A 17468-nucleotide genomic window follows, 5' to 3' on the forward strand; every position below is an offset into this window, starting at 1 on the left:
CGACGAGCACAAGATGCAAACGGACGGAGGCCGCCATGTCCGAAGCAAAAAACACCACCGAAAACGAAGACACGCAACTGCTGGAGCGCGAATTTGATGCCGGCGTGCTGCGCCTGACCCTCGCCAATCCCCCGGCCAATGCATTGTCCATCGCCCTGATGGGCACGCTGAAAGAAGCGCTTGTCGCTGCCGGCGACGACCCGGCGGTTCGCGTTGTCGTCATCGCCGCTGCCGGCAAGCTGTTCTCCGCCGGCCATGATCTCAAGGAACTGACCCTGCACCGTGCCGATGCCGACCGCGGCCGCGCCTTTTTCGAGCGCACCATGCGCCTGTGCGCCGATCTCATGCAGACCATCGTGCATCTGCCCAAGCCGGTGATCGCGGAGATCGATGGCCTTGCCACCGCCGCCGGCTGCCAGCTGGTCGCGTCCTGCGATCTGGCCATCTGCACCGACACGTCGACCTTCTGCACGCCGGGCGTCAATATCGGCCTGTTCTGCTCGACGCCGATGGTCGCCTTGTCGCGCAATGTGCATCGCAAACAGGCGATGGAAATGCTGTTGACCGGCGAGACGATCGGCGCCGCCGATGCCCGCGATTACGGCCTCGTCAACCGCATCGTGCCGAAGGAATATTTGAATCAGGCTGTCAGCGCCTATGCGCAAAGCATTGTTTCCAAATCACCTTTGACCGTGAAGATCGGCAAGGAGGCCTTCTACCGACAGGCCGAGATGTCGCTGGCCGAAGCCTATGACTACACCGTTCAGGTGATGGTCGAGAACATGCTGGCGCGCGATGCCGAGGAGGGCATTTCCGCCTTTATCGGCAAGCGCAAACCCGAATGGACCGGCGAGTGACCCGGCATCCGGCACCAGGGAGTGCGCCACGATGACTTTCGCCTCGCGCATCACCCTCGTCACGCTCGGCGTCGAAGATGTGGCACGCGCCACCGCCTTCTACGCGCGTCTTGGCCTGAAGAAGTCCTCCGCATCCACGGACAGCGTCAGTTTCTTTCACATGAACGGCACGCTGCTTGGCCTGTTCGGGCGCGAGGCGCTCGCCGAAGATGCACAGGTCGAGGCCGGTGCAAAACCGGCATTTACAGGCGTCTCGCTGGCGCAGAACCATGCATCGGAGGCTGAAGTCGATGCCGCCTGGCAATTTGCCCTTCAGTGCGGCGCGACACCGCTTAAAAAGCCCGAAAAGGTCTTCTGGGGCGGCTATTCCGGCTATTTCGCCGATCCGGACGGCCATCTTTGGGAACTTGCCTACAATCCGCTGATGCCGCTTGGCCCCGACGGCGAGATGCAATTGCCGGACTGAGCCCGCGTCCCGGCCCTAGCGCTGGCGCAGGGGCCGCCGATCCTCGCGCGGCTCCGCCCAGACGCAGCGCTTCACCGGGCAGGCCCGCCGGTCGGCCGTCGGCACGCTGGCGCGCCTGGTCACCTGGCCGAGCAGACAGGCGGTACGGTTGGCGACATAGCGGTCGTAGAGGATCTGGCTCGACCGCGCTGACGGATAGCGCAGGATGGCCGCCCCTTCGGCTTGCAACGCCGCCTGCACCGCCGCGCAACTGGTCTGGCGCGTCTCGATGCGTTCAATGGCCTGCGCCGGCACGGCGAGAACGCCAACCACACCGGCGACCAGCGCCAGCGCTGCAGTGCGGGGCCGAAACGCACCCCCGTGCTCGAAACTGACATTCATGATGCGGCTCCTTGTCTTTCATCGCTGCCCATCGCAAGTAATGCATGCAAGCTGCGATGGATAATGCATGAAAGCGGCAAAGTCGGGGTCACCGGCCGGCAGGGATGAGCAGAGATGCAGCACGACACCTATGACGACGATTATATTGCCGACATTTTGCGTTCGGTCCGCACGGTCGCCATCCTCGGCGCCTCCGCCAAGGAGATCCGGCCGAGTTATTTCGTCGCGAAATACATGCTCGACAAGGGCTATGAGGTCATCCCGGTCAATCCCGGTCAGGCCGGCAAGACCATTCTCGGCCAGCCGGTTTTTGCAAGTCTGGCCGACATCGCCGTGCCCATCGACATGGTCGATATCTTCCGCCCCTCCAGCGCAGTCCCCGCCATTGCCGGGGAAATCCTGGCGCTGGCGCCGCTGCCAAGGGTGGTCTGGATGCAACTGACGGTGCGCGATGACGCTTCGGCGGCGCGCCTTGAGGCAGCCGGGGTCAAGGTGGTGATGAACCGCTGCCCGAAGATTGAATATGCCAGGCTGTCCGGCGAAATCGGCTGGAACGGCGTCAACAGCCGCGTGATCTCGTCGCGCAAACCGATCCTGCGCCAGGGGTTCCAGAGCTTCGGCCTGCGCCAGGGGACAGCGCGCAAAGACTGAATCCCGGCATGCGTGCCTGCCATCTGCAGCGGCGGCAGCGTGCGCAGCCAAGGTTTCATTTTGCGCGCCGGGCGGCCTCGCCGGAAAAATCCTCTTTGACGACTGTCAAACCTTGGGGGATAACCCTCGCGAGATTTGACCCGCAGAGCGGAAAGACAGGGAGACAGTAATGCCAGCCAAGGAACCTCGTTTCGATACATTGGCCATTCACGCCGGCGCCCAGCCGGATCCGGCCACCGGGGCGCGCGCAACGCCCATCTACCAGACCACCAGCTATGTCTTCGATGACGCCGATCATGCCGCCTCGCTGTTCGGCCTGCAGGCCTTTGGCAACATCTACACCCGCATCATGAACCCGACCCAGGCGGTGCTCGAAGAGCGCATTGCCGCGCTCGAAGGCGGCACGGCCGCCCTGGCAGTGGCCTCCGGCCACGCCGCGCAGCTCATCGTCTTCCACACCCTGATGACGCCGGGCGACAATTTTCTCGCGGCCCGCCAGCTCTATGGCGGCTCGATCAACCAGTTCGGTCATGCTTTTAAGAATTTCGACTGGAATGTCCGCTGGGTCGACCCGGCCGATCCGGCCAGCTTTGAAAGCCAGATCGACGAGCGCACCAAGGCGATCTTCGTGGAAAGTTTCGCCAATCCCAGCGGCAAGGTCGTCGATCTCGCCGCCATTTCGGAAGTCGCCCGCAAGCACGGTCTGCCGCTGATCGTCGACAACACCATGGCCACGCCCTATCTCCTGCGGCCGATCGAGCATGGCGCCGACATCGTTGTCCATTCCCTGACCAAGTTCATCGGCGGACACGGCAACTCGGTCGGCGGCGTGATTGTCGACGGCGGCACGTTCGACTGGACAAAATCCGGGAAATATCCGGCCCTGTCGGAGCCGCGCCCCGATTACAACGGCATGGTGCTGCATGAAACCTTCGGCAATTTCGCCTTCGCCATTGCCGCCCGCGTTCTCGGTCTGCGCGATTTCGGCCCGGCCATCTCGCCGTTCAATGCCTTCCTGATCCTGACCGGTGTCGAGACCCTGGCCCTGCGCATGCAACGCCACTGCGAGAATGCGCTGGCGGTTGCCAAGTGGCTGAAGGATCACGACAAGGTCTCGTGGGTCTCCTATGCGGGGCTGGATGACGATCCCAACCATGCGCTGCAGCAGAAGCTGTCGCCGAAGGGGGCAGGGGCTGTCTTCACCTTTGGCCTGAAGGACGGCTATGAGGCCGGCGTCAAGTTCGTCGAAGGCCTGGAAATGGTCTCGCACCTCGCCAATATCGGCGACACGAAGTCGCTGGTCATCCACCCGGCTTCAACCACCCACCGCCAGCTCTCCGACGAGCAGAAGGCGGCTGCCGGCGCCGGCCCGGATGTCGTGCGCCTGTCGATCGGCATCGAGGATGTTGCCGATATCATCGCCGATCTCGAACAGGCCCTCGACAAGGCCTGAGGCCCGGGGCCTAACATCCGGGGGCCTGGGATCCGGGGGCCCAGCATCCGGGGCCGAGCATCCGGCCCCTGAGGGGCCTCACAGCTTCAAACAGAACGGGCGGAAGATGCCATCTTCCGCCCGTTTTGATTGCCCGGCCTGGATGTTCGGCGCAATTGCGCAATGGCGCCGCCAGTTCCGCGATCCTCAGGCGCTCTGCGGTTCCCGCTCCGCCACCGCTTCCAGTTCACGCTCCAGCGGAAAACGCACGATCGTCGTCGCGCCGCCATTGCTCTCGATCGACATCTCGCCGCCCAATTGCTGCGTGAAGGCATCGATCAGCCGGCTGCCCATGTTCTTTTCCTGATCGTCTTCCAGACCCCGGCCATTGTCGCTGACGGTCAGTTCGACCATCTCGTCGGCAAGCGCGCTCAGGCGGATGCGAATACGCGCCGTATCGCCCTCGTCCCAGGCATGCTTGAAGGCATTGGAGAGGATTTCGTTGTACAAAAGCCCCAGTTGCATCGCCCGGTCCCCCGAAAGGCGCACCGTATCGGCGGCGAAATCCACCTCGACCTGGCGGCCTTGCGATTCGGCGATCTCATCGACCAGCCGGCGCAGATAGGACGACACGTCGACGGATTCGAAGCGATCCGTCTTGTACATGTCCTCGTGCACCGCCACCATGGAGGCGATCCGACCGAGCAGCGTCTGCTTGTCCGCCTGGTCCATCTTCTGCAGCCGCACCAGCGACATCACCGTCTGCAGATTGTTCTTCACCCGGTGATGCACCTCGCGCAGCAGAAACGCGTTGCGATCATGCGCCTCGCGCAGGTCCCGCTGCCGCTCCTCGTTCTGCGCGATCGCCTTGAACAGCCGGTAGACGACGTAAAACAGCGTCAACAGCATCGGCAGCACCAGCATCAGCAGGAACCCGATGATGCGGTTGAATTCCACCATCACCACCGAGCGGTCGAGCGAGGCGACCGCCACCACCGGCCAGCCGGTCAGCTTGCGGTAGCCGACCACCCGGTGAATGCCGTCGGCCGCTGAAATCACGTCATAGGTGCCGTTCGGGCGCAGTTGCATCTCGTCGAAAATCTTCGGATCGACCGGCGTCGGACTGTCGGCGGCCGGTGACCAGGCGATCATGTTGCCATCCATCCGCACGATGCTGATCTGCGATCTGTCGGTGAAACCCAGGGACCGCGACAGGTCCTCGAGAATGTCGGCCGGAATGGCGATTGTCGCGACACCGCCAAAACCCTCCTCGACATCGAGCCGGCGTGCGATGATGTAGATCCGCTCGCCGCTCTGCCGCGACAGCAAGGACGAGGACACCGCCAGTTCCTTGCCCTCCTGCAGCGCCATGAAATAGGTGCGATCGGCAATATTCACCGAAGGGGCATTCGGAATGCTCGAATGGGTCAGGTCGCCCTCGGAATCATAGATCGAATACTGGTAATTCTCCGGCAGGTTCTCGACCGCCTCGGTGATCGAGCGGATCGCATCGCGATCGCTTCTGATGCCCTTTTCCCGCGCCGCCCGCTCAATGCGCCCAAGCGCCTGTGCACTCGCCTCGAACACCCAGTCGAACTGCGTCGCTACCACATGCGCCGCCGTCTCGACACGCACCTGGGCGTTCATCTTCTCGGCGCGGTACTCCATCACCACCATGATCGCGGCCATGATGACAAAAAGCAGCAAAACGAAAAGCCCGAGCCGGCGGATCGTGCGGGTGGCCGGCGCGGCTGTGACTTCAGGATCTTGCAACTCAGGGGTCCGCCGATTGTGGATGATTCACCAATCGATAGCCCGGCCTTCACGGAATGACAATCGCCGCCGCCGCCACTGCCGCTGCCACCGGGCCGCCGCCGCCCTCTTTTTTGGTCTTGCCGCGGTTTTGCGCCGAACTGATGCCGCCACACCACACATTTTGCGCCCGCCCGCGCTCAAAAGGGTCCATGCCGACCCATCTCTCTGCAAAAGCGCAGCGCTGCCTGCACCGCCGGATTGCACCGCCGCCCGCCTCAACAGGCGGCCACCGTGTAATCCGGCGTGCCGGTCCAGCTCAGCATCCAGCTGCCGCCCGGCCGCACATTCTGCACAATGCCCGGATCGAAGGCGACGAAACAGCGCCCGCTTGTGTGCCGCACCGAGGGATAGAGGAGGCCGCGGTGGCCGGCGCGGCGCAGTTCATCCGCCAGCTTTTGCCCGGCCGGATAGCCGCGCGCCGGATCCTCGTCGAGCGCCGGATGGTCGGGCGCCGCGCCAAGATCGGGGAAATCGCCGATGAAATCGGCAAGCAGCGCCACGTAGCGCGCCTCATCGTCGTACACGTTGATATAGCCAAGCTCGCGGCTGCGGTGAAAGCCGACCTCGGCCAGCGAGGTGAGAACGTCATAGCTGCAATACCAGGCGCCGCGCGCGCCGTCATTGAAGCGGTTGCCGCCGGCGCGCGTATAGGCGAAGGCCGCATTGATATGCGTCTGGCCATAGACGCTGAGATCGCTGGCGCGCCGCGCAAAGGCCAGTTCGCGCCGGTCAAGCGCCGCACTGCCGACCTTTTCCGCCATCAGCCGGGCGCTGGTCTCGCCCTCGAGTTCCGCCAGGATCTCGGCTTCCCGGTCGGTGTCGACAAGCCCGCGCAGCACCGGCGGCTTGTGCCGCGTTTCGGGAATAAGCCGCACCAAAGCCCGGTCGTTGACCGCGGTGATCCTCACATGCCGCCCCGCAGCGCATCGACATAGGTGCGCACGCGCTGGATTTTCGGCAGGCCGCCGGCGATCATCGCATCGAGCGGGCGGGCGCCGTCAAATTCCGGCCCGCCATTGCCGAGCTTGACCCATCGCCGGGCGATCGGCGCGTTGAAAAAGAGCTCCAGCGACTTGTAAAGCCCGACCAGCGCGCCGAGCCGCAGCATCTGATCGCGCGTCAGTTCTCCGGAGAAGCCCGGCTTCTTGGCCCGTTTCCAGGTCGATTCCGACATGTCCGCCAGCGCCGCCGCTTCCCGCAGGGTCAGCGCCCAGGCCGCGGCAATGCGGCCATAGGCCTTCAGCGCCACGGCCTGAACGTCATCCTCCGCCTGATCTTGCAGTGCATGCGGCATGGGCTTCACCTCTCTCCTACACAAATAAGTCCATATGATCTAAAAAACAAGATCACATGGACTTTGCAGGAGAAGGGTTGTGACGCGCGGCCTGGAAGCGCAGCTTCAGCCCGGCGCTGAGGCCCGCATACGAGACATCCTCAAGCACCCCATGACATTCTCAAAACCCTGTATTTCCCGATTCACAGGCCCCCGCATCGCCGCACCGTGACTTCTGTCACAGTGAACGCCGGCTGCCGAAACCGGGGCGGGCACCGCGCCCATGACCCGAACATGGCACGCTCATGACCCGCACATGACTCGCTCAGGGCGCATCGGGCGGCGGCCTGCGCCCCAGCAAGACAGTCACGCGGCCTGCCGGCGAGTTGCCAGGAGGCGCGCTGCGAGGGGGCGGGGGCGGCCCCTGGTCGAGTGGCGTGGCCCATCCGGTGCGGCGTGCAAAGGCGTTCTCCACTGAGGCGGGCAGGGCAGGGCGTGGCCGCACGAGGTGCCCATCGTCGAGAGGCATATCATCGCCGGGCCGCTTATCGTCCGGGTGCAGAAGGGAGCGCTGATGCGCCCGCCGCGCTGTCTCATTGGCGTGATCAAGATGCATCTGCGCCAGCGCCTCCTCATGCAGGGCGGCGTCGCGCTTCAGCTGGCGCCGATGCGCCAGCACCGTGCGCAGCAGCAGAAGGCAGAAGACCGGCGGCAACACCACAAGCGCGATCTTCACCCGATCGGCCTGCTGCGCATAAAGATCGAGCGCCGTGCTCCAGAAACTCGCAGAAAAGATGTCCATGCCGTCGCTCCCGCTTGCGGCACACCCGCCACCCGAATACCGCCAGAGCGACCGTTTCCGCCGCTTTGAACGCAGTTCGGCCCGGCAAGGGCGCCTCCCGTTTTCGCGCTTCGCCTTGTCTGAAAACCGGGTCCGGCTTTTCAGGGCTCAGCGTTTTCGCGCTTCGCCTTGTCTGAAAACCGGGTCCCACTTTTCAGGGCTCAGCGTTGGCTCCGCTTCGCCTGATCTGAAAACCAAGACCGTGTTTTCAGGGCTCAGCGGAATGAAAACGGCCGCCGGGTCCTTCACGCCGCGACCTGAAGACAAGAACAGGCGAAACGCTGCGGGAAACCGGCAGCCGGGGAGTTAGCGAACCGCCCGCAGACGGCTGCATCAGCCTTTAGGTCACTTCCGGGAGGAAGCGGACCCTGGACATACGCTGACGCCTCCCCGACCAAGCTTGTTGGTAAAGGAGAGTGCCGTCCCGGTCGACACCAAAACCGCTGCGAGTGGGGTCGCTAAACCCCAGGCCCGGCGCATGCCGAACCCGTTGCAACCCTAGCATGCAAAGACGGGCGGAAAAAGTTGCGGATCGCAAGCACGAGCTGCGGAAGGGAAGGGAACCGTTTTCCCGCTTTGCCTGATCGAAAAAAGTTTCCGCTTTTTAGGGCTGGAAGAGTCCGCGCATCGCCGCGTCGTAACATTCTTACCACATTGGGCGAGGCGGACGGGCTGGCGATTGCGCCTTCGCCGCACGGCGCCACCGTGCCGTTCCGCCTGCCGGGCGCGTCGACGGGGTGCTCAACGTGCAGTTCCGGAGGGCGCGGGGAATCCTGCAGGAGCAGCGCGGGGAACTGGAGCGACTCGCGGCGGACTTGTACGAGAAGCTGGAGATGTCCTCTTACGAGGTCAGGGCCATGGTCGAGGCGCAGCCTAGCGTCCCGGCTCTATCCGGTGGAAACTGACTGTCTATCGGGGTGCAGATCTGCGATGCTACTCGTCGAAGCGATCCCGACGAACAGCCCTTGGGGGAATGTTCCTGTACCTCTGATCGCCAACACGAACCCGCCTAGGTTGTGTGTGGACCTTGATACGCATTCGGTGACGTTCGCGAGGTCGATCGAGGATGGTCGAGGCCATTCCTCAGGGTGGGTGTGCCAGTCGCCGATGAATTGCAGGCCGAGCCGGAAGCGTTGATCGATCTCGGCTTGTTCCGCCTTGCGGTCAGGAACGTAGGAGCATCTTCTGCGCCTGTCGGTCGGCCGCGGACCCGTCGCTTCCACGATGCTGATCCTGGGGCCGTCAATTCTCGCGAACAACTGACCACCTGCTTCGGGGGCACGCCAGGATGTCTGGCGGTGGGCATCCATGTGTTCGAGGACGTTCCGCGCGAAAATGAGAGTCTGGCCGGAGTCACCCACTGGGTAAGAGATCATGCGACGGCCCGCACGCTGCAGTTGGCGCACTGATCGGGCCATGGTTCTTCGCAAACGAATTCGCCCTCTGGTCGCCCTGCCAGAAGGTGCAGACCATGTGGCGTGATCTCGCCGCCGAGCCCCCTGATCCGAGCCGGCCGCCCAACCCAGGTTCTCGCCATGGACGTACGGGCGCTTCCGACAAGGAACTCGATACCGAGTTCGGCTACTCTCGATGCTATGTTCGACATTGCTACGGGACCGTAGGGCTGAAACACGGCGCCGCATCCCGGTTCCTGAACCTCAGTCGGATTCGCCCACCCGGTGATTTCGAACTGGTATCGGCCCTTCGCGTCGAAACCGCAACGCAAGCACCCGCCCTTGCCTGCAATGGCGAGGGCATGCCCGGCACAGGCATGTGGCTCGGCCCAGCCGTAGATTACAGGCATCGAGCGGCCGATTGCTGAGTGCCAGTCATTCAGCAAGCTCTCCGGTCCCCAATCTCCTGTCGTGGAGATAATCAGGTCGGCCTCGGAGAGGTGCTCGGATCGGTCCCGCAGGACTTGCTCGAGGCGAAAGGGAAGTGCTTCAACGTCGATGTGTGGCAGATCAGTGCGGAGGCGATGCGCCAAAGCGACGGCTTTCCTTTCGCCCACGTCGCTCGCGCCCAAGATGTGCCTTCCGACGTTCGCCCATCTGAGAGTTTCGGGATCGATCAGGATGAGCTTGCCGACCCCAGCACGAGCAAGAAACTCGACTACGGGCGCGCCGAGAGACCCGCAGCCAACGCAGACTACGATCCGTTCGCGCAAGCTGCCTGCATCGGGGTCTTGGTCGCGCCCGTGTACCCACGACGGATCGGCCCTTTCGACGGGACGCTTGGCTGTCTGTCCGCCCAGAAATCGATTCAGCCTGAGCTCGGGCGGCACGTTTCCCGGTCTGAATCCTTTCGAGATCGGGTCGCCGCCTCTGCCGCCCGGCCATCGCGGGGCTTCGGGTCTGTCCACCGACACGCATGCGAAGGCGGGTCCGTTGACCGTTCGCGCGCAGAAGGCCGCAATAAACCGTTGCGGCAATCCTTGGAGAAGCTGGCGCAAAGCGTCGGCAGCGTCGGGGTCGGCCTGTTCGATAAATCCGGCGAGTTCCGCGCCGCTTCGGGGGTACTGGGACGGCCGCGGCGGATGATCGAGAGCGACGAGGAGAGCCGGCTCGATCGAGAAACTCGCGTCGCGCTTGGTCGACAGGCGGTTGCGGAGCCACTTTTCGAGTTCTTCCCGGGTGTCGGCGAGAAGGGTAAACCGCGCACCTCGCCAGCAGTAGATGACCCTCGATTCTCCGTCGGTTGCACAGAGGCTGTAGACGGGCACCAGGGCATCGTCCGAAGATCGGCCCCAGTATGAGATGAACTCGCTCTCAAAATCCTCACCCATTTCGCCCGCAGCGAGCTTCTGCACCATCTCACAGGCTTCGCCGAGCAGCGCTCGCGCGGTGTCTGCCGGACGCGAACTGTCGACGGATGCTCCGGATGGAAGAAAACAGAGGATGCCGTCTTCCTCGACGTGCGGCCATGTCAGGAACGGGGGGCGATCCACCAGCGCAATCTTCGGCGGGGTCCATGGAAACCCGTTTTCCGCGAGCAGGTCCATACGGCGGAGCTGATCAGGGAAGTTGACGGGAATGCGCCATCCGGCGGCCGTCGCCCGGGCCGGGTAAGTCCGACGCAGAGTCCCGCCATCTACACGTTCACCGTAAGATGCCAAGGCGGCGTCAACAGCGGCAAGCGCGAGTTTCCGCTGGAGGGAAAGGCCTTCAGCCATATCGACCGCCGCCCTCCTTGCGGACCGCCTCCGCGGCCTGCTTTCCTTCGTCGATAGCCAGACCCGCGGATAGGAACCCTCTCGCCCCCGGGGAAGCGTCCTGGGTCTTCTTTGATTCCCGCAGGCTGAAGAAGTCGGTCTTGAAGACCTTGTCCCAACACTTCAACGCCTTCGCGCGCGTGCAGTCGCTTTCGAAGAGCGGAGCGAGGTCGACCAGCGCCTCGCTCAGGCGCTCGCGCAGGAAGCGTGCCGTGGCGTCGTCGTTCCCCTTCGTAATTGTCTCCCCGGGCGTGACGGGGTGGCCGACGACGAGGCTGCCGTTGAGGCGGTTCCGCATCGCCTGCATCGTGTCGTGTAGGGCACGGTCTTCACGCGCAGCGTCCGGCTTGTAGCATTCGGTAACAAGCTTGGTGATGCCGAAGCCGCTCAGAATCTGACCGCTCCAGCTGGGTCGGCTCCTGGCGAACTTCTTGATCTGGCGCACGACCCGGCGCAACTGGCGGCCGTTGGTCGTGTCAGGACTCTGGTCGCGGTTCTCGTCCGAGAACCATTTCGTCACGTCGCGCGCATCCGATCGCTTCCACTCGCTGCTGGCAAGCTCGTAGTGGTGGTTCTTGATGAAGCCTTCGGTGGTGATTCTGCGGTAGACGGGAACATCTACATGGTATCCCGCATTGTAGTACACCCGGACGCAGTTCCTGCGGCATTCCGGCGCGTTGTTAAACGGGCCGTCGTTGAGCGCGTCGCGCACCATCTTGCGGGCATCGAGCGCGGAAAGATAGGCACCGCGGTCTCCGACGAGATCCTCCTTGTCGAAGTACACGCCGTCGTCGATGTCATAATCCTTCTGGGAATGCTGGACCATCGTCTTCATGGCGTAGCTGCCCTGGCTCCGGTGTTCGAGAGGAGCGGGCTTGTCCTGCTTGTCGAGGCCTTTCTTGAGGCGCTTGCGGTTGGCGTCCCGGCGTTCCCTCATTTCGTCCTGTTCCTTCGTGGGGAGCGTCACTTTTTCATCGTGGTGGGCCAGAACGTCGTTGCTGCAGTTGTACATCGTGAATCCTTTCCTGGTCGCTCAGGCGGGGCTCATGTCCCGCCTCGATACGAGCGGGTCGGTGAGTTCAGGTGCGCTCTCGAATAGATCGCAAATGAGCGCGGCTTCTTCGTCGGGCTTCGAACATCGGCTGTTCGTCATGTCGGCATCGTGGTGGGCCTGGTTTACTAGCGCGTCGGCGGCTTCCTCACGGGTGTCATCGAGACCCAAATAGGGAACGAGGGCGGCCGGAACCTTCTCGCTGGGGAAGCGGACGATCCGGCATTCCCGGTCGAGGTGGGGCAGGAGCATCCTCGCCATATTGTCGAAGGCGAATTCCTGCGCGTCGATCGACAGCGAAGCCGCGTCGGCCCCGAACTTCCAATTCGGCAGCCCCCGGTTCGACTGTCCGCGACCCACATGTTCGCCAGCCGGCCGGGGACAGGATCCCATGGAAAACACGTGGATTTCATCCTCCGCACTAGTCACTTTCAGGGCCTCTATCAGGCCCACGAGGACAGGGTTGTTCGCCCAGAGACCGCCGTCGACGAAGACGTTATAGCCGTCCGACCCGCGGCCCTTCGGGTGGTCGACTTCCGCCATCGAGCGGAAGACCGGGGCGGCGCTGGTCGCGAGGCATACGTCCACGAGCGAGTAGTTGTCGTCGCGGCCGCTGCTGTCCGGAAAATGGGCGGTCCGGAAAAGCCAGCTCCGGTGCTGGCTCATCTCGACCGCTGAGATCGCGAGGGCGATGCCTCGGTTCTCGAAAATACCGCCAACGGTGGTGTCGCCGAGCCGATCCTGAAGTGCTGCGCGCAGCGCGGCTTCGCCCTTTTCAAGTGCGGCAGGACGGCGGATGATGTCGCCGGGCAATTGTCTCCGCTTCGCGGGCATGGGTCGCGAGAAGATTTCCTTGCCGTGCCTCCGGTAAAGGGTCACGACTTCTTGGAGCGGGATGCCCTTCGCAAGGGCGCAAGCTATTATGCCGCCGGTGCTTGTCCCGACGATGAGATCGAAGGCAGCACCGATGTCGATGGATTCCACCCCACGTCGCTTGGCGAACGTTCGCGCTACATCGGCAAGGTACGTGGCCGTGTAGGTGCCCCGCATGCCCCCGCCGTCGAGGCAAAGCACGCGGTACTTCCGTTTCGGCTGTTCTGCCTTCTTCGCGTTCATCGAATGTTCCCTTTCCTATTTCCGGGCGCCGAAGCGCCCGGAATTCGTTAGTTGTGGCTGGAGACACGCCTTAACCCGCGTCAGAGACAGGAAATCCGCACTTGAGACAGATTAATGCCGCCCCCCTCAGCTACAGCCGCTCGTCGACCCACACGTATCGCACTTCTCACAAGTGCCGTTGCGCACCATGGTGAAGTTCTGGCACTCGGCGCACATGTTGCCCGTATAGCCCTGCATGATCGAGCGCGCCCGCCGGTCGGCTTCGAGCTTCTTCGCCGCCGCCGCCTTTTCCGCTTCCGCATCGGAAAACAGCTCTTCGCTCAGCCCTTCCTCGCGCACCACTTCCTCGAGCACTTCTGCGGCGCGGTCTTCATAGTCGCGCTTGAAGGCCACCGGCGCATCGTCGGTTTCCGCTTCCGGCGCGCTGACCGCTTTCACCGCCAGTGCCGCGCCGCCACCTGATTTCGGTGCAAAGGCGGTGACCACCGACTTGCCCTTCGGCTTGTCGCCGCCCTGCGGAGAGGCGGGTTGGCCCCCCATCTGGCCTTTCGGCTCGCCCGAGGGCGGGTTGACCACCTTCAACGAGGCGCCGCGCATCAGCCCCTTGGAGAACGGTGTCGCCTTGCCTTCATTGATGCCGCGCCCAAGCGCCGTGTTGGTGAAGTCGGAGGTGTCGACATGCGCCAGGTCCGAGCGCCCGAGATAGGACACGGCGAGCTCCCGGAAGACATAATCGAGGATCGACGTGGCGTTTTTGATGGCGTCATTGCCCTGCACCATGCCGGCCGGCTCGAACTTGGTGAAGGTGAAGGCCTCGACATATTCCTCGAGCGGCACGCCATATTGCAGGCCGAGCGAGATGGCGATGGCGAAATTGTTCATCATCGCCCGGAAGGCGGCGCCTTCCTTGTGCATGTCGATGAAGATCTCGCCGATGCGGCCATCGTCGAATTCGCCGGTGCGCAGATACACCTTGTGCCCGCCGACCACGGCCTTCTGGGTGTAGCCCTTGCGCCGGTTCGGCAGCTTCTCGCGCTCGCGCACCACCTTCTCGACAACGCGCTCGACGATCCGCTCGGTCAGTTCCGCCGCGCGCGCCGCCATCGGCTGCTCGATCAGCGCCTCGACCGCATCGTCCTCGTCATCATCCTCGGAGATCAGCGAGGCGTTCAGCGGCTGCGACAGTTTCGAGCCGTCGCGGTAGAGCGCATTGGCCTTCAGCGCCAGCTTCCACGACATCATGTAGGCGTTCTTGCAATCCTCGACCGTCGCCTCGTTCGGCATGTTGATGGTCTTGGAGATGGCGCCCGAGATGAACGGCTGCGCCGCCGCCATCATGCGGATGTGGCTCGACACCGACAGATAGCGCTTGCCGATCTTGCCGCACGGATTGGCGCAGTCGAACACCGCATAGTCGCTTTCCTTGAGGAACGGCGCGCCTTCCAGCGTCATCGCCCCGCAGATGTGGATGTTGGCGGCCTCGATGTCCTTTTTCGAGAAGCCCAGCGCCGGCAGCATCTCGAAGCTGATGTCCTCGAGCTGCGCATCGGGGAAGTTGAATACGTCGCGGCAGAACGCCTCGCCAAGCGTCCACTTGTTGAAGACGAACTTGATGTCGAAGGCGCTTTTCAGGGCCGCGTTCAGCGCCGCGATCTTCTCGTCGGTAAAGCCCTTGGCCTTCAGCGTGCCGGGATTGATCGCCGGCGCCTGGTTGAGATTGCCGTGACCGACCGCATAGGCCTCGATCTCGGCGATCTGGCTTTCCGAATAGCCGAGCGTGCGCAGCGCTTCCGGCACCGCCTGGTTGATGATCTTGAAATAGCCGCCGCCGGCCAGCTTCTTGAACTTCACCAGCGCGAAATCCGGCTCGATGCCCGTCGTGTCGCAATCCATCACCAGGCCGATCGTGCCGGTCGGCGCGATCACGGTGGCCTGCGCATTGCGGTAGCCGTGCTTTTCGCCAAGTTCCAGCGCGCGGTCCCAGGCCGCCTTGGCATGGCTGATCAGATCCGGGTCCGGGCAGTCGCCATGGCTTAAGGGCACCGGATTGACCGACAGCCCCTCATAGCCCTCGCTCTCGCCATAGGCGGCGCGGCGGTGATTGCGGATCACCCGCAGCATGTTCTTGCGATTGTCCTTGAAGCCGGCAAACGGGCCGATCTCGCCGGCCATCTCGGCGCTGGTCGCATAGGCGACACCGGTCATGATCGCCGTCAGCGCGCCGCCGATGGCCCGGCCCTCATCCGAATCATAGGGAATGCCGGTGGTCATCAACAGCCCGCCGATATTGGCATAGCCGAGGCCGAGCGTGCGGTACTTGTAGGACAGTTCGGCGATCTGCCGCGACGGGAACTGCGCCATCATCACCGAGACTTCCAGGACGATGGTCCACAGCCGCACGGCGTGCTCGTACTGGCGGATATCGATGCGCTTGGTGTCGGCATCCTTGAAGCGCAGCAGGTTGAGCGAGGCCAGGTTGCAGGCCGTGTCGTCGAGGAACATGTATTCCGAGCACGGGTTGGAGGCGCGGATCGGGCCGGCCGCCGGGCAGGTGTGCCAGTCGTTCATCGTCGTGTTGAAATGCAGGCCCGGATCGGCCGAGGCCCATGCGGCATAGGAGATCGATTCCCACAGATCGCGCGCCTTGATGGTTTTCATCACCCGGCCGTCCTTGCGCGCCGTCAGGTCCCACGTTCCGTCGGCCTCGACGGCCTGCAGGAAGTCGTCGCGGATCGACACGGAATTGTTCGAGTTCTGGCCCGAGACCGTCAGATAGGCTTCCGAATCCCAGTCGGTGTCATAGGTCTTGAACTCGATGTCGGTGTAGCCCTGCTGCGCGAACTGGATCACCCGCTTGACGTAGTTTTCCGGCACCTGCGCCTTTTTCGCGGCGCGCACTTCGCGCTTGAGCGCCGGGTTCTGCTTCGGGTCGAAACAGGCATCATTGTCAGCCTCGCAATTGATGCAGGCCTTCATGATCAGCTTCAGATGCTGTGCGACGACCTTCGAGCCGGTGACCAGGGCGGCGACCTTCTGCTCTTCGCGCACCTTCCAGGAGATGTATTCCTCGACATCCGGATGGTCGATGTCGACCACCACCATCTTCGCCGCCCGGCGCGTCGTGCCGCCCGACTTGATGGCGCCGGCGGCGCGGTCGCCGATCTTCAGAAAGCTCATCAGCCCCGACGACTTGCCGCCGCCCGACAGCTTTTCGCCGGCGGCGCGCAGATGCGAGAAGTTCGAGCCGGTGCCCGAGCCGTATTTGAATAGCCGCGCCTCGCGCACCCACAGATCCATGATGCCGCCATCATTGACCAGATCGTCGCCGACCGACTGGATGAAGCAGGCATGCGGCTGCGGATGCTCATAGGCCGAGGCCGACTGCTTCAGCTTGCCGGTGAACGGATCGACATAGAAATGCCCCTGGCCGGGACCGTCGATGCCATAGGCCCAGTGCAGGCCGGTGTTGAACCATTGCGGGCTGTTGGGCGCCACGCGCTGGGTCGCCAGCATGTAGCAGAGTTCGTCCATGAAGGCCGCCGCATCCGCCTCATCGTTGAAATAGCCGCCCTTCCAGCCCCAGTAGGTCCAGGTGCCCGCCAGCCGCGTGAACACCTGGCGCGCATCGGTTTCCGGCCCGTAACGCTCGTCTTCCGGCAGCTTCGCCAGGGCCTTCTCGTCGGCCACGGAGCGCCACAGGAAGGACGGCACGTCATTTTCCTCGACCCTCTTCAGCCGTGCCGGCACACCGGCCTTGCGGAAATATTTCTGCGCCAGGATATCAGCCGCCACCTGGCTGAACTGGGTCGGCACATCAATGTTTTCCAGCTTGAAAACCACCGACCCGTCCGGGTTGCGGATTTCGCTGGTGGCCTTGCGAAACGGAATGGTCTCGTAGGCGGATTGTCCCTCGGTGGTGAACAGGCGTTCGATGTGCATTTGGTCCTCTGTATGGCCGGCGGCCGCCAGCGCGCATGGCTGGTGGCGAATATTGTCCCCAGGACCCGAAAAATCATTTTCGCGCCCAAATTCATGCTGGTTCAGTCGTGATCCCCGATCCCCCGGAAATCCCTTATCTAGTGGTCGGCGCTGATGACACTACTAAATATAGTATTAACAACTTATTACCGCCAGTCCCCGACAGCGATGTTTTCACGAAATATCAGACACGGGGAACCGGCACCGGATGAGGTCGGATGACATCAGGATCCGGTTCGCAAACGCATTGAATGTGTGAAACTGAGCCGTCTCAAACTTACCGGCTCCGCCACCGCTGTGACGTTGATCTCAATAAGCCGCGACTCGCCCCCGACCGTCAAGGGTTAGATTGTGACAGATTTTACCCTACTAGATGTTGTGCTTGCCGGGTGTGGA

15 protein-coding genes are annotated in these 17468 nt (G+C 63.2%); 4 read left to right on the plus strand and 11 right to left on the minus strand.

All coding sequences use genetic code 11. The features are described from left to right. The first annotated feature begins 35 nt into the window (after positions 1–35). Positions 36–857: an enoyl-CoA hydratase gene (locus KY465_RS16080; RefSeq protein WP_219203114.1), complete on the plus strand. Its 822-nt coding sequence runs from the start codon at positions 36–38 to the stop codon at positions 855–857. A gap of 31 nt (positions 858–888) precedes the next feature. Next, positions 889–1323: a VOC family protein gene (locus KY465_RS16085; RefSeq protein ID WP_219203115.1), complete on the plus strand. Its 435-nt coding sequence runs from the start codon at positions 889–891 to the stop codon at positions 1321–1323. Between the two features lie 15 nt (positions 1324–1338). On the opposite strand, the gene KY465_RS16090 is transcribed toward KY465_RS16085, so the two are convergent. Then, complete coding sequence (locus KY465_RS16090; protein ID WP_255561751.1) at positions 1339–1704, minus strand: hypothetical protein; 366 nt, start codon at positions 1702–1704, stop codon at positions 1339–1341. Between the two features lie 114 nt (positions 1705–1818). Here KY465_RS16090 and KY465_RS16095 point away from each other — a divergent pair, with 114 nt between their 5' ends. Both KY465_RS16095 and KY465_RS16100 read left to right on the plus strand, forming a co-directional pair. Further along, positions 1819–2355 carry a CoA-binding protein gene (locus KY465_RS16095; RefSeq protein WP_219203116.1) on the plus strand — a complete coding sequence of 179 codons (537 nt, stop codon included), beginning with the start codon at positions 1819–1821 and terminating at the stop codon, positions 2353–2355. Between the two features lie 169 nt (positions 2356–2524). Continuing rightward, positions 2525–3808: an O-acetylhomoserine aminocarboxypropyltransferase gene (locus KY465_RS16100; protein WP_219203117.1), complete on the plus strand. Its 1284-nt coding sequence runs from the start codon at positions 2525–2527 to the stop codon at positions 3806–3808. A gap of 186 nt (positions 3809–3994) precedes the next feature. On the opposite strand, the gene KY465_RS16105 is transcribed toward KY465_RS16100, so the two are convergent. From KY465_RS16105 to KY465_RS16150, 10 genes are all read right to left on the minus strand, one after another. Next, on the minus strand, positions 3995–5560 hold the full coding sequence (locus tag KY465_RS16105) for a sensor histidine kinase (RefSeq protein ID WP_219203118.1): 1566 nt from the start codon (positions 5558–5560) through the stop codon (positions 3995–3997). 49 nt (positions 5561–5609) lie between these two features. Beyond that, on the minus strand, positions 5610–5753 hold the full coding sequence (locus KY465_RS16110) for a hypothetical protein (RefSeq protein WP_219203119.1): 144 nt from the start codon (positions 5751–5753) through the stop codon (positions 5610–5612). Between the two features lie 64 nt (positions 5754–5817). After that, positions 5818–6510, minus strand: coding sequence for an RES family NAD+ phosphorylase (locus KY465_RS16115; RefSeq protein ID WP_219203120.1), 693 nt, complete (start codon positions 6508–6510; stop codon positions 5818–5820). Further along, entirely contained in the window at positions 6507–6896 is a 390-nt protein-coding gene (locus KY465_RS16120) for an antitoxin Xre-like helix-turn-helix domain-containing protein (protein WP_219203121.1), read from the minus strand. The genes KY465_RS16115 and KY465_RS16120 overlap by 4 nt, the downstream gene beginning before the upstream one ends. Before the next feature lie 304 nt (positions 6897–7200). Then, on the minus strand, positions 7201–7677 hold the full coding sequence (locus KY465_RS16125; RefSeq protein ID WP_219203122.1) for a hypothetical protein: 477 nt from the start codon (positions 7675–7677) through the stop codon (positions 7201–7203). Between the two features lie 926 nt (positions 7678–8603). After that, positions 8604–9134, minus strand: coding sequence for a Mov34/MPN/PAD-1 family protein (locus tag KY465_RS16130; protein WP_346432655.1), 531 nt, complete (start codon positions 9132–9134; stop codon positions 8604–8606). Then, positions 9089–10888 carry a ThiF family adenylyltransferase gene (locus KY465_RS16135; protein WP_219203124.1) on the minus strand — a complete coding sequence of 600 codons (1800 nt, stop codon included), beginning with the start codon at positions 10886–10888 and terminating at the stop codon, positions 9089–9091. The genes KY465_RS16130 and KY465_RS16135 overlap by 46 nt, the downstream gene beginning before the upstream one ends. After that, positions 10881–11939 carry a cyclic GMP-AMP synthase DncV-like nucleotidyltransferase gene (locus tag KY465_RS16140; RefSeq protein WP_219203125.1) on the minus strand — a complete coding sequence of 353 codons (1059 nt, stop codon included), beginning with the start codon at positions 11937–11939 and terminating at the stop codon, positions 10881–10883. Before KY465_RS16140 ends, KY465_RS16135 begins: the two co-directional genes overlap by 8 nt. 21 nt (positions 11940–11960) lie before the next feature. Continuing rightward, complete coding sequence (locus KY465_RS16145) at positions 11961–13094, minus strand: CBASS cGAMP-activated phospholipase (protein ID WP_219203126.1); 1134 nt, start codon at positions 13092–13094, stop codon at positions 11961–11963. 126 nt (positions 13095–13220) lie between these two features. Further along, positions 13221–17033 carry a vitamin B12-dependent ribonucleotide reductase gene (locus KY465_RS16150; RefSeq protein WP_219203127.1) on the minus strand — a complete coding sequence of 1271 codons (3813 nt, stop codon included), beginning with the start codon at positions 17031–17033 and terminating at the stop codon, positions 13221–13223. Positions 17034–17468 lie beyond the last annotated feature (435 nt).

The sequence above is a fragment of the Neohoeflea coraliihabitans genome (assembly GCF_019334345.1).
In the GTDB taxonomy this organism is placed as follows: domain Bacteria; phylum Pseudomonadota; class Alphaproteobacteria; order Rhizobiales; family Rhizobiaceae; genus Pseudohoeflea; species Pseudohoeflea coraliihabitans.